This window comes from Streptomyces sp. NBC_00461, assembly GCF_036013935.1.
Lineage (GTDB): Bacteria > Actinomycetota > Actinomycetes > Streptomycetales > Streptomycetaceae > Streptomyces.
In genome coordinates this window covers 2,223,583-2,243,682 of the sequence record NZ_CP107902.1, presented here as the reverse complement: position 1 = coordinate 2,243,682, position 20,100 = coordinate 2,223,583, and the positions used below count along the sequence as shown (strand labels likewise).

At 70.3% G+C, this 20,100-nt stretch carries 21 protein-coding genes; 12 read left to right on the top strand and 9 right to left on the bottom strand.

Going from position 1 to position 20,100, the window contains the following annotated elements:
• Positions 1-115 precede the first annotated feature (115 nt).
• Entirely contained in the window at positions 116-463 is a 348-nt protein-coding gene (locus OG870_RS10705) for a hypothetical protein (protein WP_266511819.1), read from the top strand.
• On the opposite strand, the gene OG870_RS10700 is transcribed toward OG870_RS10705, so the two are convergent.
• On the bottom strand, positions 444-1,133 hold the full coding sequence (locus OG870_RS10700) for a FadR/GntR family transcriptional regulator (RefSeq protein ID WP_266511816.1): 690 nt from the start codon (positions 1,131-1,133) through the stop codon (positions 444-446). The two genes, OG870_RS10705 and OG870_RS10700, sit on opposite strands and share 20 nt — an antisense overlap.
• 70 nt (positions 1,134-1,203) lie before the next feature.
• Between OG870_RS10700 and OG870_RS10695 the strand changes: the two genes are divergently transcribed.
• From OG870_RS10695 to OG870_RS10680, 4 genes are all read left to right on the top strand, one after another.
• The gene (locus tag OG870_RS10695; RefSeq protein WP_266511813.1) at positions 1,204-2,520 is read left to right on the top strand and encodes a CynX/NimT family MFS transporter; all 1,317 of its coding nucleotides are present in this window, start codon (positions 1,204-1,206) and stop codon (positions 2,518-2,520) included.
• 44 nt (positions 2,521-2,564) lie between these two features.
• On the top strand, positions 2,565-2,681 hold the full coding sequence (locus tag OG870_RS10690; protein WP_097262240.1) for an SGM_5486 family transporter-associated protein: 117 nt from the start codon (positions 2,565-2,567) through the stop codon (positions 2,679-2,681).
• Between the two features lie 253 nt (positions 2,682-2,934).
• Positions 2,935-3,141: a hypothetical protein gene (locus OG870_RS10685; protein ID WP_266511810.1), complete on the top strand. Its 207-nt coding sequence runs from the start codon at positions 2,935-2,937 to the stop codon at positions 3,139-3,141.
• 65 nt (positions 3,142-3,206) lie between these two features.
• Positions 3,207-3,725 (top strand): SixA phosphatase family protein, encoded by a 519-nt coding sequence (locus tag OG870_RS10680; protein ID WP_266585636.1) that lies wholly within the window; start codon positions 3,207-3,209, stop codon positions 3,723-3,725.
• Between the two features lie 85 nt (positions 3,726-3,810).
• Here OG870_RS10680 and serB read toward each other — a convergent pair whose 3' ends face one another.
• Positions 3,811-5,025, bottom strand: coding sequence for a phosphoserine phosphatase SerB (gene serB / locus OG870_RS10675; protein ID WP_266841236.1), 1,215 nt, complete (start codon positions 5,023-5,025; stop codon positions 3,811-3,813).
• A 179-nt stretch (positions 5,026-5,204) separates the two neighbouring features.
• Positions 5,205-7,109, bottom strand: coding sequence for a streptophobe family protein (locus OG870_RS10670; RefSeq protein WP_266585638.1), 1,905 nt, complete (start codon positions 7,107-7,109; stop codon positions 5,205-5,207).
• A 239-nt stretch (positions 7,110-7,348) separates the two neighbouring features.
• Here OG870_RS10670 and OG870_RS10665 point away from each other — a divergent pair, with 239 nt between their 5' ends.
• Entirely contained in the window at positions 7,349-9,865 is a 2,517-nt protein-coding gene (locus tag OG870_RS10665; RefSeq protein ID WP_266585639.1) for an ABC transporter ATP-binding protein/permease, read from the top strand.
• 112 nt (positions 9,866-9,977) lie between these two features.
• Here OG870_RS10665 and OG870_RS10660 read toward each other — a convergent pair whose 3' ends face one another.
• The 3 genes from OG870_RS10660 to OG870_RS10650 form a co-directional block, all read right to left on the bottom strand.
• Positions 9,978-10,751, bottom strand: a complete 774-nt coding sequence (locus OG870_RS10660) for a transglycosylase SLT domain-containing protein (RefSeq protein WP_266511796.1) — start codon at positions 10,749-10,751, stop codon at positions 9,978-9,980.
• A 297-nt stretch (positions 10,752-11,048) separates the two neighbouring features.
• Positions 11,049-12,134, bottom strand: coding sequence for an S-adenosylmethionine:tRNA ribosyltransferase-isomerase (locus OG870_RS10655; RefSeq protein WP_266841239.1), 1,086 nt, complete (start codon positions 12,132-12,134; stop codon positions 11,049-11,051).
• Positions 12,131-12,829 carry an SDR family NAD(P)-dependent oxidoreductase gene (locus OG870_RS10650; protein WP_266511790.1) on the bottom strand — a complete coding sequence of 233 codons (699 nt, stop codon included), beginning with the start codon at positions 12,827-12,829 and terminating at the stop codon, positions 12,131-12,133. Before OG870_RS10650 ends, OG870_RS10655 begins: the two co-directional genes overlap by 4 nt.
• 224 nt (positions 12,830-13,053) lie before the next feature.
• On the opposite strand from OG870_RS10650, the gene OG870_RS10645 reads away from it, so the two are divergent.
• The 3 genes from OG870_RS10645 (at position 13,054) to chpE (ending at position 15,248) form a co-directional block, all read left to right on the top strand.
• Positions 13,054-14,199, top strand: a complete 1,146-nt coding sequence (locus OG870_RS10645; RefSeq protein WP_266511788.1) for a GAF domain-containing sensor histidine kinase — start codon at positions 13,054-13,056, stop codon at positions 14,197-14,199.
• Positions 14,192-14,833, top strand: a complete 642-nt coding sequence (locus tag OG870_RS10640) for a response regulator (RefSeq protein ID WP_266511785.1) — start codon at positions 14,192-14,194, stop codon at positions 14,831-14,833. Before OG870_RS10645 ends, OG870_RS10640 begins: the two co-directional genes overlap by 8 nt.
• Positions 14,834-15,005: 172 nt before the next feature.
• Positions 15,006-15,248, top strand: a complete 243-nt coding sequence (gene chpE / locus OG870_RS10635) for a chaplin ChpE (RefSeq protein WP_266511782.1) — start codon at positions 15,006-15,008, stop codon at positions 15,246-15,248.
• A 218-nt stretch (positions 15,249-15,466) separates the two neighbouring features.
• Here the strand turns inward: chpE and OG870_RS10630 are convergent, their stop codons facing one another.
• Positions 15,467-16,255: a hypothetical protein gene (locus tag OG870_RS10630; protein WP_266841242.1), complete on the bottom strand. Its 789-nt coding sequence runs from the start codon at positions 16,253-16,255 to the stop codon at positions 15,467-15,469.
• Between the two features lie 137 nt (positions 16,256-16,392).
• Here OG870_RS10630 and OG870_RS10625 point away from each other — a divergent pair, with 137 nt between their 5' ends.
• The 3 genes from OG870_RS10625 to OG870_RS10615 all read left to right on the top strand — a co-directional run bounded on the left by OG870_RS10625 (position 16,393) and on the right by OG870_RS10615 (position 18,814).
• The gene (locus OG870_RS10625) at positions 16,393-17,190 is read left to right on the top strand and encodes an ABC transporter ATP-binding protein (protein ID WP_266511776.1); all 798 of its coding nucleotides are present in this window, start codon (positions 16,393-16,395) and stop codon (positions 17,188-17,190) included.
• 104 nt (positions 17,191-17,294) lie between these two features.
• Entirely contained in the window at positions 17,295-17,726 is a 432-nt protein-coding gene (locus OG870_RS10620; RefSeq protein ID WP_266585641.1) for an NfeD family protein, read from the top strand.
• Between the two features lie 131 nt (positions 17,727-17,857).
• Entirely contained in the window at positions 17,858-18,814 is a 957-nt protein-coding gene (locus OG870_RS10615; protein ID WP_266511772.1) for an SPFH domain-containing protein, read from the top strand.
• Positions 18,815-18,888: 74 nt separating this feature from the next.
• On the opposite strand, the gene OG870_RS10610 is transcribed toward OG870_RS10615, so the two are convergent.
• Together OG870_RS10610 and OG870_RS10605 are read right to left on the bottom strand one after the other, a co-directional pair.
• A complete protein-coding gene (locus OG870_RS10610) occupies positions 18,889-19,395 on the bottom strand; it encodes an HNH endonuclease (RefSeq protein WP_266511769.1) in 507 nt (168 codons plus the stop codon).
• A 154-nt stretch (positions 19,396-19,549) separates the two neighbouring features.
• Positions 19,550-20,089 (bottom strand): YbhB/YbcL family Raf kinase inhibitor-like protein, encoded by a 540-nt coding sequence (locus OG870_RS10605; RefSeq protein ID WP_266511766.1) that lies wholly within the window; start codon positions 20,087-20,089, stop codon positions 19,550-19,552.
• Positions 20,090-20,100: the final 11 nt, after the last annotated feature.

The window sequence follows — 20,100 nt, the reverse complement described above, 5'->3', positions numbered from 1 at the left end:
TCGGCATGTCACCCGTTCGGCCTATCCGGCCGGGCGGTCCCGGGCTCAACTGCGCACTCTGGATTACGTGTTCAGCACGTGATTTCCTCCCCAGCACGGCCGAGGAGGTTCCCTTGTGCGCCTGTTCCGCAGTCTGGCCTCAGTGACCGTCGCCGTCGCTCTCGTGATGTCCCTGCCGTGCGAGGCGCTTCCCCACGCGCGCGTGCAGCCCGGGAAACCCCCCTCCCCGCAGCCCTTCGGCGCGGCGTGCCGCACCAGGATCACCGGCTCCCATGTGACCGCGTACTGCCACAACCCCTATCCGCAGACCGACGGCGTCAGCCTGCACGTCGAGTGCGCCCGGTGGTGGGATCTCGACACCGACGGCGCCCGGGTCGACACCGGGCCGGCGATGACCGTACGGCTCACCGGACGGTGCTGGGAGGAAGTCCGCTCGGTGTGGATCAGTCACCAGAAGCGGTGAACCGTCCGGGGCGGCACAGGAACGGATAGCTCGCCGCCTCGACGCCCGCCGCCTCGGCGTCCCCCGCGCGGATCGCGTCGACCAGCCGGGTGTGGTCCATGTACGTCTCCGGTGTCAGCTCCGTGCCGATGTCCTCGCGCAGCCAGTCCCGCAGCACCTCGCCGAGGTCCGCGTACATCGCGCTCATCACGTCGTTGTGGGACGCCGCCACCACCGCCAGGTGGAAGGTCGCGTCCGCCGTCACGAACGCCTCCGTCTCGCCGGACTCCCAGGCCTCCTCGCGCCGCACGAGCAGCGCGTCGAGCTGCTTGAGGTCCTTCTCCGTGCGCCGCCCGGCGGCGAGCCTCGCTGCCGCCGACTCCAGCGTGGCGCGCAGCTCGGCGATGTGCCGCGGGTCCGCGTCGGCGAAGCGGCGGTGCATCACACCCGCCAGCTCACTGGTCGCCACGACATAGGTGCCGGAGCCCTGGCGGATGTCCAGCAGGCCGTTGTGCGCGAGTGCGCGGACGGCCTCACGGACCGTGTTCCGTGCGACGCCGAGCTGCTCGACCAGCTCCGGTTCCGTCGGGATGCGTGAGCCGACCGGCCACTCGCCCGAGGTGATCTGGTGCCGCAGTGCCGCGATGACCTGCTCGGACAGCGCGGAACGGCGGGGGTGACTCAGGGGCATGGCACACCTTCGCACGAGATGACCGGGAGCGGCCGGCCCGGGAGTGGACAACCAATCATCCTATGATTCTATGATAGGCGTCATGGCAAGCCAGGAAACCAGGACGACGACATCCGCGGCCGTGCGCAGTTCGGCCGCGGACGAGCACCGGCGACCCGCCACGCGCGCATGGACGATGCGACTGCTCGTGATCGGCATCGTCCTGTCGGCGCTCAACCTCCGCCCCGCCATCACCAGCCTCGGCGCGCTCCTCGAAGAGGTCCGCGACGGGCTCGGCATGAGCGGCAGCATGGCCGGACTGCTCACCTCCGTGCCCCCGCTCTGCTTCGCCGTCTTCGGCGTCATGGCCGCACGCCTCGCCCGCCGTTTCGGACCGGGCGCGGTGGTGTGCGCGGGCATGGTCGCCATCACCGCGGGCCTGCTCATACGGCCGTACACGGGCAGCACGGCCGGCTTCCTGGCCGCGAGCGCCCTCGCCCTCATGGGCATCGCGGTCAGCAACGTCCTCATGCCGGTCATCGTCAAGCGCTGGTTCCCGGACCGGGTCGGCTCCATGACCGGCCTCTACTCCATGGCCCTCGCCCTGGGGACGGCGGCCGCGGCGGCGGTGACCGTGCCCCTGACCGACGCGCTGGGCGGAAGCTGGAAGTCGGGGCTCACGGTGTGGGCGGCTCTCGCCGCGACGGCGGTGGTGCCGTGGATCCCGTTCGTACGGCAGCGGGGCGCGGAGCCCGCCGAGCAGCCGGCCGGACCGCGGGAGCACGCGCGCGTGGAGGCACCCGCGCTGCGGATCACCCGGAGCCGCACCGCCTGGGCGCTCGCCGTCTTCTTCGGGCTCCAGGCCACCGCTGCCTACATCACGATGGGCTGGATGGCGCAGATCTTCCGGGACGCGGGCGTGCCCGCGGGCACGGCGGGGCTGCTGCTCGCCGTCACCATGGTGATGGGCGTGCCGCTGGCCTTCGTCATCCCGCGAGTCGCCGCCAGGCTGCCGCACCAGGGTCCGATCGTGATCGCGCTGGGCGCCTGCGGACTCGCCGGTTATGCCGGCCTGTATCTCGCACCGGCCGCCGGGGCCTGGGCCTGGGCGCTGCTGCTCGGCATCGCCAACTGCGCCTTCCCGCTCGCCCTCACGATGGTCGGCATGCGGGCCAGGACCGGCGCGGGCGTCGCCCAGCTGTCGGCCTTCGCGCAGAGCACCGGCTATCTGATCTCCATCCCCGGCCCCCTCCTGGTGGGCGTGCTCTACCAGCACAGCGGCGGCTGGGGTCTGCCGATCGCGCTCATGGCCGCGCTGATGGTCCCGCAGATGCTGGTCGGCGTCCTGGCGGGGCGCGATCGCACGGTGGAGGACGAGGCGGCCCGCGGGCCCCGCAGCCGCCGCTGACCCCCGCGCGAACCGTCACGCGCGCGTGGTGCGAGACTTGCCGTATGCCAGTGCTCGACCCGAATCCCCAGAACGGCCAGAAGAAGATGCTGCTCGTCTTCGGCTCGTTCCTCGCCATCTTCGTGATCATCGCCGTCATCGCGACGATCGCCTCGCCGTGACGATTGCCTCGCCGTGACGCTCTGGGAAAGGACCCGATAGCGGGGCCCGGTGGTGGGACCCGGTAGTGGGACCCGACGGTCGGACCCGATGGTGGGACCCCATGGTGGTGCTGGCCCCACCATCCCCTAGGGGGTGAGTGTCAGGGTCAACTGGGTGGATCTCCGGATGGGTTGAGGACCGCGGAGTCCGTAACTTCGAAGTGTGGCCGCGAGAGGCGGGCCACCGACCACTCGAAGATCCGCGGAGGCATCCATGTCGGCCCATACGCACACGCGGCCCCACCCGGCGTCCACGGGTGGCGTGGACATCCGGCTGCCCTGGTGGGCCCTCGTTCTGCCGACGCTCGCCTTCATCGTGCTCCTGGCGCTGATGCTGAACCCGACGGACGCGCAGGCGGCGGCGAGCGACCCGGCGATCACCCACCTGTTTGAGCGGGCGCAGCAGCTCATGGCGCGTTGAGCATCGGCTGGACCGCTGGTCAACTACCCGCGCCCCATGGCCTGTTTCATGCGAAGCTGGATCCCATGAGCGTCGCAGAACCCCGCAGGATCGTCCTTTTCCGGCATGCGAAAGCCGACTGGCCACAGGTCGCGGACCACGAGCGCCCCCTCGCTGAGCGGGGCCGCTCGGACGCGGCAGTCTCCGGACGCAAGCTGGTCGACACCGGCATCCCCTTCGACCTGGCCCTTTGCTCCACCTCGGTCCGGACCCGCGAGACCTGGAAGCTCGCCGTCCACGAGTTCGCGCATCGGCCGAAAACCGTCTACGAGGAGCGGATCTACGAGGCCTCGCCCGGCGAGCTGATCGCGCTGCTCAACGAAGTCCCCGACGACGCGCAGAACGTCGTACTCATCGGCCACAACCCGGGCGTTCAGGGCCTCGCCGAGGTGCTGGCCGGTTCGGCCGAAGGCGACACCCGCGAGCGGATGAACCGCCTGGGCTTCCCGGCCGCCGCCTTTGCCGTCCTGTCCTTCGAGAGCTCCTGGAAGAGCCTGGAGCCGGCCGTGGCCACGCTGCTCGACTACTGGGCGCCGACCGAGTAGCCGACACGACGACCGAGGGGCCCGGCACCACCACGGTGCCGGGCCCTCGACGTATCGGACGCTCAGTCCTCGTCGTCGATGTCCGCTACTCCTCGTCGTGGGTGTCCGCCGCCTCGACCTCTTCGCGGGTGACGCCCAGCAGGTACAGGACCGTGTCGAGGAAGGGCACGTTCACCGCGGTGTGCGCCGCCTCCCGCACGACCGGCTTGGCGTTGAAGGCGACACCGAGACCGGCCGCGTTCAGCATGTCCAGGTCGTTGGCGCCGTCGCCGATCGCCACGGTCTGGGCGAGCGGTACGCCCGCCTCGGCGGCGAACCGGCGCAGCAGCCGTGCCTTGCCCGCGCGGTCGACGATCTCGCCGGTGACCTTGCCGGTCAGCTTCCCGTCGACGATCTCCAGGGTGTTGGCCTGGGCGAAGTCGAGCCCGAGCCGCTCCTTGAGGTCGTCGGTGACCTGGGTGAACCCACCGGACACCACACCCACTTGGTACCCGAGCCGCTTCAGCGTGCGGATCAGTGTGCGGGCACCGGGTGTCAGCCGTACCTCACTGCGCACCTTGTCCACCACGGACGCGTCGAGCCCTTCCAGGAGCGCCACGCGCGCGTGCAGTGACTGCTCGAAGTCCAGCTCGCCGCGCATCGCGGCGGCCGTCACATCGGCGACCTTGTCCTCGCAGCCCGCGTGGGCGGCGAAGAGCTCGATCACCTCGTCCTGGATGAGCGTGGAGTCGACGTCCATGACGACCAGCCGCTGCGCCCGCCGGTGCAGCCCCGCCGCGACGACAGCCACATCGACACCGAGTGCCGCCGCGTCCGTCACCAGCGCGGTGCGCAGGGGTTCGGTCTCGACACCGGAGACCGCGAACTCGACCGCCGTCACGGGGTACTTCGCGAGGCGGAAGATGCGGTCGATGTTGCCGCCGGCCTTGGTGATCTTGGCGGCGATCCGGGCGGTCGCCTCCGACGTGAGCGGATGCCCGAGCACGGTGACCAGTGAGCGTCCGAGACCTCGTGGCCGGTTGTCACCATGCCCGGAGATGATCTCGGCCTGCATCTTCATCGACTCGGCCCAGCTGTGGACGGTCGCCCGCAGATCCCCCTCGACTCCGTCGGCCGGAGGCGTCACGAGGGCGCACAGCACGATCCGGCCACGAGTGACGACCTGCTCGATGTCGACCACGTCGACGGAGTAGGCGGCGAGGGTGTCGAAGAGACCGGCCGTGATTCCCGGCCTGTCCTTGCCGAAGATCTTGACGAGGAGAGTGGGAACGTCAGAGGTCGAGGTCTGCGATGCGCTCATGGTGCACCCACCGTATCCGGCACGCAGTGCCTACCGCCGCCGCGGTCCGCCTAGCGGACACGGAACAGTGGGTGTCGGCCGGATGACCACGGCCTGAAGAGCCGGCCACGTCCGCACCGACTGCCGCGCTCGACGACTGGCGCCCCGAGAGCCACTCCGGCACCACCGACGCGTTCGGCTCACGGGCGGCCCTTGGGCCTTCCCGGCGGGGGAGGCGGCGGCGGAGGCGGGGGCGGCCCCTCGTCCGGTGAGGAAGGCGACCGGTTGCCGGGCCGAGGCCGGGGCGGACGGCGCGGCGATCGAGGAAGCGGACCCCCGAACGGCCGCGCCACCGTGGGCGCGCCGTACACGCCGCTGTTGCCGGCGTCGCCCGGCGGCTCGCCCGGCCCCTGCCTCTCGCCGGACCGCGGCCGTACGTCCTCCGGTTCCGGTTCCCGCAGCTCGTCCGGCAGCTGCAGATACGGATTGGTGGCGGGGTTCGGAGCCCGGTACGACGCAGTGGGTGTGTACGGCCCCGACGCGTCTCCCGGCGTGCTCGCCTCGCCGGCAGGCATCCCGGCCCCGGCCCCGGCGTCGTGCGCGTACTGCGGATGATCGGCGCCCCCGGCCGGCGCCGCCCCTGTCGCACCGCTCAGCGCAAGCGGCGCCGCCCGCCTCCCCGCAGCGCCGGACGCCCAGGCCAGCAGCGCCCCGACGGCCCCGGCCCCCGCACCCCACAGAGCGCCCAGGAGGAGTGCCATGCCGAGGTGCCCCTGCAGCTCGATCCCGGCGCCGAACGCATCGAAGCCCAGCACCGACAGCGAGGCGTCCACCGACACCTCCGTCAGCCACGCGAGCAACGGCAGAGTCAACGCGGTGACGACGCCCAGCCGCACCGCACACCGCCCCGCGTAGCCGAGGGCGCCCGGACCCGGTACGCCCGCGGGTCCCGCCCCCGCCGGGGCACCCCCGACGGCGACAGGCGTCCGTACCGCGGTCAGCACCCCCGCCAGGAGCATCAGTACGGCCGCCGCTACCGCCAGCAGCCACACGCGTCCGTCCAGGTCCGCGAGCCGCCCCAGCGTCACCGACTGGTCGGTCTTCGCGGTGAGCAGGTCGTCGAGCGGGTGGGGCAGGACCTTGGTCAGCGCGCCCGTCGCGTTGCCGTCGTACGGAACGAACAGGCCGATCGGGATGCCGAGCCAGGTGCCGTTGGGTGCGCCCAGCAGCGCGGCGCCGAAGATCCGCTTGGGATGGTCGTCACCGATCGCCGCGTACACCGCCGCCGCGCAGCCCGCCGCCACCGCCACCAGCATCACCGCGACGATCGCCGACACCGCCGGCCTCACGACCCTGTGCACGGCCTCCCAGCCGCGCGGCAGAGGGGTGCGGCGCGAGGCCAGCAGGGCGATCAGCAGGATGCCGGCCGACCAGCCGAGCCCGCCGAGCAGCGTGGGCGCCGTGTCGACGGTGAAGCCGACCGCGGCCTTCGCGTTGATGAGGTTGCCGATGTTGTCCGGCAGCAGCCCACCGATGTCACCGATGTCGCCCAGACCCGGGATGTTGACGCCGCCCCCGCCACCGCCTCCACCTCCGCCACCGGGCAGCTTGTCCAGGCCCAGCGAGCCCCCGTCGATCGTGATGACGTCGTGACCCGCCCAGGCAAGTCCGCCCAGTGTCGCCACGAACAACGTCACCACCGCGCCTGCGCGCGCCAGGAGTTCGGCCGGCGCGATCACAACTCCGGCCGCGCGCAGGGACCGTAGGAAGAACCAGGACAGCAACAGCGCGCCGACGAGACTGACACCCAATGGCGTGATCGTGACGGCCGTGTGGGCTTCCGCACCTTTCAGCCCGAACGCGGACACATCGCCTGACGGGGTGACCGAACCGCCCGCCCCAAGTGCCACCACCGCCGCGGTCATCGGGCCGAGCGAACCCGACGCGTCCGCCTCCAGCAGATGCAGACCGAGCGCCGCCGTGCCCGCCATCCCGATCAACGCCCAGCTCACGGAGGCGATCGCGGACAGCACAACATCTCCCCACGGCACTTGTGTGCCGCGCGTGCCGCTCTTCGCGGTCCCGAACCTCGACGACGCGCTCATGGCAGACCCCCCGATCCGCGGCACGGCACGGCGGCCGCGCATGTCCCCCTCGCGTGGATTACCACTCTCCGGGTCGGTTTCAACCCCGTCAACGGAACCGGCCGATGCGTACGTGCGTGGTCTTCACGAGGCCCGACTTTCGGTCAGGGGGGCGAGCCTGAAATAGTTCCCGACGATGTTCGACATCCCTAGACTCCCTGTGATGGGGGTAACTCGGGGGACTACTCAGTGGGGCTGGAGTGCCGGAACTCGTACTGGAATTGAATGGACGCACCTGGACGCTCGATCCGTCCAGGCCGTACACCCTCGGACGCGATCCGCAGGGCGACATCGTGCTCGACGACGCCAGGGTGTCCTGGCGTCACGCCACGATCAGCTGGGGCGGCCGTAGTTGGGTCATCGAGGACCACGGCTCCACCAACGGCACGTTCGTGCAGGGGCAGCGGATCCATCAGATGGAAATCGGGCCCGGCTCGGCGGTGCACCTCGGCAACGCGACCGACGGCCCGCTCGTGAGCGTCGGCGGCGCGGCGGCCGGCGTGGCCTCACCGCAGGCTCAGCCTCAGCAGCAGCCGTACGCAGCCCAGGGCGCGAGCCCCGGCTGGGCGCAGCAGGCACCACCGCAGCAGCAGGCACCGCAGGCCGGCTGGCAGCAACCGCAACAGGCCGCAGCGCCGATCCCCCAGCAGCAGGGCCCCGGTGGTGGCGCGGGGGCGCCGCCGGTCTACGGCGACCGCAGCCCGACCACGTTCCACCAGTTCTCGCTGGGCCGTGTGATGCGCATCGGCCGTGCGCTGGAGAACGAGCTGGTCGTCTCCGACCTGCAGGTCTCCCGCCACCACGCCGAGTTCCACGCCACCCCCGACGGCCGCTTCGAGATCCGCGACCTTGGCTCGCACAACGGCACGTACGTCAACGGCCAGCCGATCACCAAGGGCGGCTCCCAGCTGCTCGGCCCGAACGACATCGTCGGCGTCGGCCACTCCACGTTCCGGCTGGTCGGCGACCGCCTTGAGGAGTTCGTCGACACCGGTGAGGTCTCCTTCTCGGCCCGCCACCTGACCGTCACGGTCGACGGCGGCAAGCAGATCCTCAAGGACGTCTCCTTCGGCGTCCCGGAGAAGTCGCTGATCGCGGTCATCGGCCCGTCCGGCTCCGGCAAGTCGACCCTGCTCAAGGCGCTCACCGGTTACCGGCCCGCCAACCAGGGCGACGTCCTCTACGACAACCGGAACCTGTACAAGCAGTTCGCCGAGCTGCGCCAGCGCATCGGTCTGGTCCCGCAGGACGACATCCTGCACAAGGAACTGACCGTCAAGAAGGCCCTCAAGTACGCGGCCAAGCTCCGCTTCCCGGCCGACACCACGACCGCCGAGCGCGAGGCCCGCATCGGCGAGGTGCTGCGCGAGCTGAAGCTGGACATCCACAAGGAGAAGAAGGTCACCTCCCTCTCCGGTGGCCAGCGCAAGCGCGTCTCGGTGGCCCTGGAACTGCTCACCAAGCCGTCGCTGATCTTCCTGGACGAGCCGACCTCCGGTCTCGACCCGGGCATGGACCGCGACGTCATGCAGCTGCTGCGCGGCCTCGCCGACGACGGCCGCACCGTCCTCGTCGTCACGCACTCGGTGGCCGAGCTGGCGATCTGCGACAAGCTCCTGGTGATGGCGCCGGGGGGCTCGGTCGCCTACTTCGGCCCGCCGGAGGAGGCACTGAACTTCTTCGGCTACGACACCTGGGCCGACGTCTTCTCCGCCTTCGAGAACTACCGCGACTACGACTGGGCGGGCCGCTGGAAGGGCTCGCAGCACTACCAGATGTACGCCGCGGACATCGACGCCGTTGCGCCGCAGTCCGTACAGATGCCGCCGATGCAGGCGATGAAGCCGCCCAAGCCGCAGGGCTGGATGTCCCAGTTCGTCACGCTGGTGCGCCGCTATACGTCGGTCATCGCCTCCGACAAGGGCTTCCTGGCCCTGACGGTGATCCTGCCGCTCGTCCTCGGCTCGGTGAGCCTGCTCATCGACTCGGGGAAGGGCCTGCTGCCCAACCCGATGATCAACCAGGCCACCGGACAGCCCGTCCCGAACGGCACGGCCACCACGGTCCTGCTCATCCTCGCGGTCGGTGCCTGCTTCGCCGGCGCCGCGAACTCCGTCCGTGAGCTGATCAAGGAACGGGTCATCTACGAGCGGGAGCGCGCCACCGGCCTGTCCCGCTCGGCCTACCTGATGTCCAAGGTCTTCGTGCTCGGCGTGGTCACCGTGCTGCAGGGCCTGATGGTCGGCGTCATCGGCTTCGCCAGCCGCGAGATCCCCAAGGAGGGTCTGGTCTTCGGCAGCGCCACACTGATCGAGCTCTCCGTGCCGATCATGGCGCTGGGCTTCAGCTCGATGATGTTCGGCCTGATCATCTCGTCGCTGGTGAAGACGGCCGAGAAGACCATGCCGCTGCTGGTCATGTTCGCGATCATCCAGGTCGTGTTCACCGGCTGCCTGTTCACCCTGAACGGCTCGATCGGCGCCAACCAGATCTCGTACCTGATGCCGTCCCGCTGGGCGGTCGCCGCGGCCGGCGCCACGCTCGACTTCAACAAGATCAGCCCGCCCGGCAAGGACAAGAGCAACGACCCTCTCTGGCAGCACACCGTCGGCGCCTGGGGCATGGACATGGCCGCCCTGATCATCCTCGGCATCATCTGCGGCTTCTTCGTGGCCCGCTTCCTGCGCCGCCACGAGCCGGAGGTCATGCGCAAGTAGTTCTGACTCCGACAACAGGTCGTGCGCAAGAAGTTCTGATACGACCGCGAAGGGCGGCACCCGTCAGGGGGTGCCGCCCTTCGGCGTTCACGTGCAGAGGTCCGCGCTGACCTCAGTACGCGCTGTTGACGTTGTCCATCGAGCCGTACTTGTCGGCCGCGTAGTTGGCGGCGGCGGTGATGTTGGCGACCGGGTCGTAGATGTTCCAGGACGTGCCGGCGACGTGGTAGGCGTTGAAGGTCGGCGGGATGACCTGCAGCAGCCCCTTCGACGGGATGCCGTTGATGGCGTTGATGTCCCAGTCGTTGATGGCCTTCGGGTTGCCCGAGGACTCCCGCATGATGTTGCGGTAGAGGCCGTTGTAGGAACCCGGGATGCCCTTGCTCTTCATGATGTCGAGGCTGTGCTTGATCCAGCCGTCGAGGTTGTTGGCGTAGTACCTCGGCGCCTTCTTCAGCGCGGCGCGCTTGGCGGACCGGCTCGCGGCCTCCTTCGCCCTGTGCGCGGCGGCGGCCTTCCTCTTGGCGGCGGCCTTCTTGGCGGCGGCCTTCTTCTTGGCCGCGGCCTCGGCGGCCGCCTTCTTCTTCGCGGCGGCTTCGGCGGCGGTCTTCTTCTTCGCGGCGGCCTTGGCCTCGATGGCCTGGGCCTTCAGGCTGGCACCGGCGAGCTGGTCGGTGACGCTGGCCTTGACGTCCTTCACCTGGCCGGAGCCGTACACCACCTTGGCCGTGGAAACGGTGGCCTCGTTCGTGGTCGTCTCGGCGTTGCTGGGGACCGCGGAGAACGCGATGGCGGCGGCACCGAGGGTGGCGACACCGGCTATGGCGATCTTGTGGTGGCGGTTCAGCGAGCGACTGAGACGGCGAAAATCGGTGTTCTTGGGCATAGCAGCGGACCTCTTCGAATAGCGCGGAGTCGCTCTCCGTCCGGCGGGGGACACGGGTCCTTCCCGCACAAACGCCGCGGTGGGAACCCGCGGCGCTGAGCGACGGCAGCCATTCTTAGCGACCGCAAAATGCCGTGGCAAAGGTGTGACGTACGATCCCCGATAGTGGATCAGGGAAGGGCAAAACGGGACAGACCAGACCGTCTGTCCCGCTCAAAAGGGGATGGTTTATCTCCTAACGTGCTTCGTACGTGATCTGCGCCCTATGCGCGGGCTCACATCAGGCCCCCAGTGGTCTCACCGGCAGTTGCTGGAGCAATGCTCTGTGTGAGGAGACTCCCCCGGGAGGATGAGGTGGATGTCCCCGAACTCGTGCCACAGGTAGAGCCCGTGCAGTGCCGCCTCGTAGCTGCGGTCGACCGCGGCCCGGCCGGCGATCGCCTCCAGCATCAGCAGATGCGAGGCCTCCGGCTCGTGCAGCCCGGTCAGCAGTCCGTCCACCACCCGCACCCCGCGCTCCGGGGTGACGACGAGGTCCGTCCACCCTGCACGCGCGCGTACGACCCCGTCGGTCCCGGCCGCCGACTCCACGGCCCGCACGGCGGTCGTCCCCACGGCGACGACCCTGCCGTCTCCCGCCCTCGCGGCGTTGATCAGCCGAGCCGACGCCTCCGGCACCGAGAACCGCTCCGGATACGGCGGCTCGTGCGCCTCCGCCGAGGCGACCCCGGTGTGCAGGGTGACGGGCGCGAACTGCACACCCCGGCTCACCAGCTCCGTGACCAGCCGCGCCGTGAAGGGCCGGGCAGCACTCGGCATCTCCGCACTGCCCGCGCCGTCGGCGGACGGCAGCGCGAACACCGTCTGGTACACCGACAGCGGCTGGTCCCGCTCCGTATAGGAGTAGCGGATGGGCCGCCCGTGCTCCCGCAGCATCCCGAGGACCTCCGCCCCCGAAGCCCGCGCCCACCACAAACGCCCGCCACCCGCGCTCAGCGGCCCCTCCAGGACGAGCCGCACGCCGCCGGGGAGACACACCTCCTTCCCCGCGGGCCCGCCCGCACGCGCGTGTGTGGTGCCCTTCCCGTCGGGATCCCGCAGCTCCACCGCCCACCGCCCGTCGTCCCCACGCGTGGACAAGTGCACCACCACGCGCGCGTGCCCGACCCACCCGTCCACGGCGGCCGCCAGCGTGGGCGAGGTGTTCACGACGAGCAGGTCCCCGGCCCGCAGCAGCCTTGGCAGCTCCGTGAACGCGCGGTGCGACACCTCGGTCCCACGCGACACGAGCAGCCGTACGGCGTCCCGGTCGAGCCCGGACCCACGCTGCTCGACCGGGAGGCGGGCCGACAGCTCCTCCGGCACCTTTACCGCCACCGTCATCGCTGCCCCTCCAGCAGCTCCGGAGCCGCATAGCGGCCGCTCGCCGGACGCTCCTCCAGCAGCCGGAGGAAGGCCGGGACCACACTGGCGGGCGCCGGCCGCGGATCGTCGTCGTCCGGTACGGCCGCGGCGTACAGGTCCGTGGCCATGTCCCCCGGATCGACCGCCCACACCCGCAGCCCTGGCTCCTCCTCACCCAGCACCGCCGCGAGCTGGTCCAGGGCGGCCTTGGACGCCCCGTACCCGCCCCACGTCTCGTAGGCCTCGGCCGCCGCGTCCGAGCTGACGGCGATCACCGTGCCGGCCCCGGACGTACGCAGCAGCGGCAGCGCCTCCTGGACCAGACCCAGCGCGGCCACCACGTTCACCTCCAGCGCCCGCCGCACCCCTTCGAGGGCCAGAGCCTCCAGCCGTACGAGCGGCTCGGCGCCCAGCGCACTGGCGTTGCTCACCAGCAGATCCACGCCCCCCAGCTTCCACGCGGCCGCCACCAGCTCGGCCCGGTGACCGGCGTCCGTGACGTCCCCGGGCACGGCGGTCACACGCGTGCCGTACGCCGACACGGCCCCCGCCGCCTCGGTGAGGGCGCCCTCGCTCCTGGCGTCGAGCACCAGATCCCAGCCGCGCGCGGCCAGCGCCTCGGCGAGCGCCCGCCCCAGCCCCTTCGAGGCCCCCGTGATGATCGCTACCGGCATGACACGTCCCCTCGTCCAGCCGCCTGTCGATCGGCGGTGACATCACCGTAGGAACGGGGCCGCCCGCCCCGCCTCGGACGCGGGCCGCAAGCTGCCGGGGCCCTTCGGCCTAAGCCGCGGGCCCCGGACCCGGGACCTAGGCCGGCGGCCCTAGGTCCACGGGCGCAGGCCGCGCCGTCACAGGTCGGATCCGCGGTGTCACACCCCGCCGGTACCTTGAGGACATGAGTCAAGGCCCCCGGTCCGGCCTCGCGGCGGTGAGTTCCGCGCTGCTGGCCATGAGCAGGCATCTCGAGGTGCGTGACGTCCTCAAGACGATCGTCGCCTCGGCCCGCGAGCTGCTCGACGCGCAGTACGCGGCGCTCGGCGTCCCCGACGACCACGGCGGCTTCGCCCAGTTCGTGGTCGACGGCATGAGCGACGCCCAGTGGAAGGCCATCGGCCCGCTCCCGCGCCAGCACGGCATCCTCGCCGCCATGCTGCAGGAGGCGAAGATCGAGCGCCTCGCCGACGTGCGCAAGGACCCCCGCTTCGAGGGCTGGCCCTCCGCCCACCCCGACATGTCCGACTTCCTGGGCCTCCCCATCAAGGACGGCGACGAGGTCATCGGCGCGCTCTTCCTCGCCAACAAGTCCTGCCCGAAGCCGGAAGGCGGCTGCGGCTTCACCGAGGAGGACGAGGACCTGCTCGCCATCCTCGCCCAGCACGCCGCGATCGCCCTCACCAACGCCCGCCTGTACGAGCGCAGCCGCGAGCTGACGATCGCCGAGGAGCGCTCCCGCCTCGCGCACGAACTGCACGACGCGGTCAGCCAGAAGCTCTTCTCCCTGCGCCTGACCGCCCAGGCCGCCGCGGCCCTCGTCGACCGTGACCCGTCCCGCGCCAAGGGCGAGCTGCAACAGGTGGCCGTGCTCGCCGCCGAGGCGGTCGACGAACTGCGCGCCGCCGTCGTCGAGTTGCGCCCCGCTGCCCTCGACGAGGACGGCCTCGTCGCCACCCTGCGCACCCAGATCCACGTCCTCGACCGTGCCCACACCGCGCGCGTGACCTTCGACAGCTGCGGCGTGCGCGCACTGCCCGCCGCCCAGGAGGAAGCCCTCCTGCGCGTCGCCCAGGAGGCCCTGCACAACGCCCTGCGGCACTCCGGGGCGGAGCACGTGGACGTGGCCCTGGCCCGGCGCGGCACCGGAGCCATCCTGCGCGTGACGGACGACGGCAGCGGCTTCGACCCCCAGTCGATACGACGGGCCGGACGCCATCTGGGCCTGGTGTCCATGCGCGACCGCACGAGCGGGGTCGGCGGCAGTCTGACGGTGCAATCGGAGCCCGGCAAGGGCACCACGATCGAGATGGAGGTCCCCGGTGGCTGACGCAATCAAGGTGCTGCTCGTCGACGACCACCAGGTGGTCCGCCGCGGCCTGCGCACGTTCCTCGAAGTGCAGGACGACATCGAGGTCGTGGGCGAGGCGGCCGACGGCGCCGAAGGAGTGGCGCGTGCCGAGGAGTTGAAGCCCGACGTCGTCCTGATGGACGTCAAGATGCCCGGCATGGACGGCGTCGACGCGCTCCGCAAGCTCCGCGAGCTGGCGAACCCCGCACGCGTACTGATCGTGACCAGCTTCACCGAACAGCGCACGGTGGTCCCGGCCCTGCGCGCGGGCGCCGCCGGTTACGTCTACAAGGACGTCGACCCGGACGCGCTCGCCGGAGCCATCCGCTCGGTCCACGCCGGGCACATCCTGCTCCAACCCGAGGTGGCGGGCGCCCTGTTGTCCCAGGAGGAGGCCAACTCGGGCCAGGGGAGAGGCGGTTCGCTCACCGAGCGGGAGCGCGAGGTGCTCGGCCTGATAGCGGACGGCCGCTCGAACCGGGAGATCGCGCGGGCCCTCGTCCTGTCCGAGAAGACCGTGAAGACCCACGTCTCGAACATCCTGATGAAGCTCGACCTGGCGGACCGCACCCAGGCGGCGCTGTGGGCCGTACGCCACGGCGTGACCGGCTGATACGCGCCGTTCGCGCCGGTATGTCGCGGCAATACGGAGGGTTCCCTTCCGGGCTGAGATTCATACCGTCGTGGGAATGTCCCCCGGATGGCGCATCCTTCGCGGATCTCCGCCGTTCTCCAGTGCGTGCTGCGGCGATTGCCGCGGCTACCGCTAGGGAGGGCTTAAGAAAGTGAAGAACCTGAAGAAGGCCGCGGCAGTGACGATGGTGGCCGGCGGCCTGCTCGCCGCTGGTGCCGGCATGGCCTCCGCCACCGACGCGCACGCCGATGGCACGGCCGTGGGCTCCCCGGGCATCGTCTCGGGCAACCTGGTCCAGGCCCCGGTTCACATCCCGGTGAACGCGGTCGGCAACAGCGTGAACGTCATCGGCGTCCTGAACCCCGCCTTCGGCAACCTGGGCGTCAACCGCTGACGACCGCCACACGCCGCGCATAGACCTCCGGCCTCCCGGCCACTCCCGGGAGGCCGGTCAGTTTTTCCGCAGGCCGCACGCACACCTTTCCAACGCCGGTCGGGCACTATCAGCCTGTCCGGCGTGTGAGGACGAGGCCGTTCAGGCCGATACGGGGGTCTGGGGGCAGAGCCCCCAGAAACGACCACCCAAACCCCGGCCACCCAGCACAAAGAGGCTCACCGAACCCCCCGCTCCCGCTCCTCCACAACGGAGTTGTACGCAGCGACCTGAGCCCGCCGAGCCACCCGCTCCACCGGCCGCAACACCCCGGACCGCGCCGCCATCTCGGCGGAGCTGACCGCACCCCCATGCCCGTTCTCCTGGGCAAGGGAGATCAACAACCCGATCCGCTGCGCCAGCTCCAGCACCCGCACCGCCCGCGGCGGATACCCGGGAGCCAGCACCTCCCGCCCCCGCTCCGCCCGCGCCCGATACGCATCGATCGCCGCCTCCGCCACCGGCCCGGACGCCGCCACGTCCAACCGGGCCAGAACCTCGGTGGCCTCCCGCAACGCCTCGGCCAGCTCCCGCTCCGCCTCGCCCAGCGAGGGCACGTCGGCCGGCGGAGCCTCCCGCACCGCCAGACAGTGCCAGACGACCTCGACATGCACATCGCCGTCGGGCCCGGCCTCGTACACCTCGGGCACCAGCCCGAGCGCGGCGCCGTAACAGACGACCGCCTCCTCGGCCTCCATCGCCCGAGCGTTGAACTCCGCCGGCCCGCTCAGTCCCAGCGGATGCCCCGGCGCGGGCAGCGCGAGCCGCAGTCCCGTCACGCCGAGCGCCCGCAGCCGCCCCAGCGCGAGCGTGAGCCCGACCGGCCCCGACTCCCCGGGCAGCCCCTCCATCCGGTGCACGGCATCGTCCCCGACGATCGCGAGCACGGCGTCATCAGGTGAGACAAGTCCGGCCAAAAGGGCGTTTCCCCAAGCGGCAAGGCGTCCTGAACGTGGTTCCGAAAGCATGCCTCCACCCTAAGGACCGGACCGATGGAATGGAGCGGCCGACCGGTGGCGTAGATTTCTTCGAGGGCGGCGCCACAGGCGCCCGCGACCGCCGAGACGCCGAGACCGGTCACACTGCAAGGGGAGACAACGCGCTCATGAGCGATGTTCTGGAGCTTCAGGACGTATCCGTGGTCCGTGAGGGCCGGGCTCTGGTGGACCAGGTCTCCTGGTCGGTCAAGGAGGGCGAGCGCTGGGTCATCCTCGGCCCGAACGGCGCCGGCAAGACCACCCTCCTGAACGTCGCGTCCAGCTACCTCTACCCCAGCACGGGCACGGCTGCCATCCTCGGCGAGACCCTCGGCAAGCCCGGCACCGACGTCTTCGAACTGCGCCCCCGCATCGGCATGGCCGGCATCGCCATGGCCGACAAGCTCCCCAAGCGCCAGACCGTCCTGCAGACCGTGCTGACCGCCGCGTACGGCATGACCGCCGGCTGGCACGAGGACTACGAGGACATCGACGAGCAGCGCGCCCGCGCCTTCCTCGACCGCCTCGGCATGACCGAGTACGTGGACCGCAAGTTCGGCACCCTCTCCGAGGGCGAGCGCAAGCGCACCCTCATCGCCCGCGCCCTGATGACCGACCCCGAGCTCCTCCTCCTCGACGAGCCCGCCGCGGGCCTCGACCTCGGCGGCCGAGAGGACCTCGTACGCCGCCTCGGCCGGCTCGCCCGCGACCCGATCGCCCCCTCGATGATCATGGTGACCCACCACGTCGAGGAGATCGCCCCCGGCTTCACCCACGTCCTGATGATCCGTCAGGGCAAGGTCCTCGCCGCAGGCCCGCTGGAGCTTGAGCTCACCTCCCGCAATCTCTCCCTCTGCTTCGGCCTCCCGCTCGTCGTCGAACAGGTGGGCGACCGCTGGACCGCTCAGGGCCTGCCGCTGTCCTGACTCTGCCCTGACTCTGTGAAGTACCCGCGAAAACACGGGTAAGAAGCCCTTCCCGCCACATCGCGCCCTGTCGGAGGCGGGACCCGCGGTCCTACCATGACCATGTGAACGACATCGACGCATGGGTGTGGTGGCTCGTAGGCGCGGCTGCGCTCGGAATCCCGCTCGTGGTGACGGCGATGCCGGAGTTCGGCATGCTCGCGGTGGGCGCCGTCGCCGCCGCCGTCATCGCCGGACTGGGCTTCGGAGCGGTGGCCCAGGTACTCGCCTTCGTCGCCGTCTCGGTCGCCCTCATCGCCGTCGTACGGCCCATCGCGGCCCGCCACAGTGCACAGCGCCCTCAACTCGCCACAGGAGTCGAGGCGTTGAAGGGCAAGCAGGCCGTCGTACTGGAGCGCGTCGACGGCTCCGGAGGACGGATCAAGCTGGCCGGCGAGGTCTGGTCGGCCCGCTCGCTCGACACCGACAGCGCGTACGAAGTGGGGCAGGAAGTGGATGTCGTGGAGATCGAAGGGGCCACCGCGATCGTCATCTGACCTCGTACGACTCAACTGAACCGAACAGCCCCCGAGTTGTGAGAGGGTCTGTCAGACTCGACCAGCAAGATCTTCAACAACCATAAGATCTTCCGAAAGAGCCGAGGCGGAGAAGGGTACGGGGAACGACGATGGAACCGGTCATCATCGTCCTGATCATTCTGGTGGTGTTGGTCTTCATCGCCCTGATCAGGACAATCCAAGTCATTCCACAGGCCAGCGCCGCCATCGTCGAGCGCTTCGGCCGCTACACGCGGACACTCAACGCGGGCCTCAACATCGTCGTCCCGTTCATAGACACGATCCGCAACCGCATCGACCTGCGCGAGCAGGTCGTGCCGTTCCCGCCCCAGCCGGTGATCACCCAGGACAACCTTGTCGTCAATATCGACACGGTCATCTACTACCAGGTGACCGACGCACGGGCCGCCACCTACGAAGTGGCCAGCTACATCCAGGCAATTGAGCAGCTGACGGTCACCACGCTGCGCAACATCATCGGTGGCATGGACCTGGAGCGGACCCTGACCTCCCGCGAGGAGATCAACGCGGCCTTGCGCGGTGTCCTCGACGAGGCCACCGGCAAGTGGGGCATCCGCGTCAACCGCGTCGAGCTGAAGGCGATCGAACCGCCCACCTCCATCCAGGACTCGATGGAGAAGCAGATGCGCGCCGACCGTGACAAGCGCGCCGCGATCCTCACCGCGGAAGGTACGCGCCAGGCCGCGATCCTCACCGCCGAGGGTGAGAAGCAGTCCCAGATCCTGCGCGCCGAGGGTGAGGCCAAGGCCGCGGCCCTGCGCGCCGAGGGCGAGGCCCAGGCGATCCGCACGGTCTTCGAGTCCATCCACGCCGGCGACCCCGACCAGAAGCTGCTCTCCTACCAGTACCTCCAGATGCTCCCGAAGATCGCCGAGGGCGACGCCAACAAGCTCTGGATCGTCCCCAGCGAGATCGGCGACGCACTCAAGGGACTGTCCGGGGCCATGGGCAACTTCAGCCCGTTCGGCGGCAATTCAGGCGGAAATTCAGGCGGCGGAGGCAACTCCGGCGGCTCGGAACGCCGCGAGAAGCCGTCCATCGACTGACGGCACCTTCCACAACTACGTCAGACCCCGCGCCCCCTCTTCGAGGGGGCGCGGGGCTGTAGCCCGGCAGACGCCTAAGCGGCGTCCCGCGCCAACCAAGCCGGCAGCGCCTGAAACTCCTCGGTCCCCAGCGTCAGCAGCATCGCATCCTGCGGCGTCGGCTCGAACGGCTGCCGCAGCAGCGGCATCCCCGCCTGCTCCGGAGTCCGGTCCGCCTTACGGTGGTTGTCCTCCGCACACGAGGCGACCGTGTTGAGCCACGAGTCCCGACCACCCTGAGCCCGAGGCACCACGTGGTCCACCGTGGTCGCCCGGCGACCGCAGTACGCGCACCGGTGCCGGTCCCTGACCAGCACACCCCGCCTCGACCACGGAGCTTGTCTTCGGAAAGGCACCCTCACGTACCTGCACAGCCGGATCACCCGGGGCACGGGTATGTCGACCGCGGCTCCGCGCATGCGCAGTTCGGGGTGGGCCTGCTCGACAACGGCCTTGTCCTGCAGCACCAGAACGACGGCTCGATTCAGAGTCACCGTCGACAGCGGCTCGAAGCTCGCGTTCAGCACCAGCGTGTCCCGCATCCAGCCCACCTCCCATGCGCACCGGCCCACCCTCTGGCGGGCTTGGATCAACTCTGGCCGGGCACGCCGAGATGGACAACGCAATAAAAAATGCCCGCCTCCGATCACTTCCATGACCAGAGGCGGGCAAACGTTCAATGAACGCTCTGCTTACTCAGCTCTCCGCGGGGCTCTCGTACGCGCCGATGAGCTGGGCACGCGCGATAGCGTGGAACCGCAGGTTGAAACCGACGACGGCGGGAGAGGCGTCGGAATCCGGACCGAGCTTCTCCTGGTCCACGGCGTACACGGTGAACACATACCGGTGCGACCCGTCCCCGGGCGGCGGAGCAGCCCCGCCGAAGTCCTTGCTCCCGTAGTCGTTGCGCGCCTGCACGGCACCCTCGGGCAGTCCCTCGAACTTGCCACTGCCCGCGCCCACCGGAAGCTCGGTCACCGAGGCCGGGATGTCGAACAGGACCCAGTGCCAGAACCCGCTGCCCGTCGGGGCGTCCGGGTCGTAGCAGGTCACGGCGAAGCTCTTGGTCTCCGGCGGGAAGCCCTCCCACCGCAACTGCGGCGAGGTGTTGCCGGCCGCGTAGACCTGAGCGTCCCTGAGCGTCGCACCCTCCTCGACGTCCTCACTCGTGACCGTGAAGGACGGCACGGGCGGATGGAAGTCATGGGGGAGCGGCCGCCTCTTGAGCTCGGTCACGTCGGTACCTC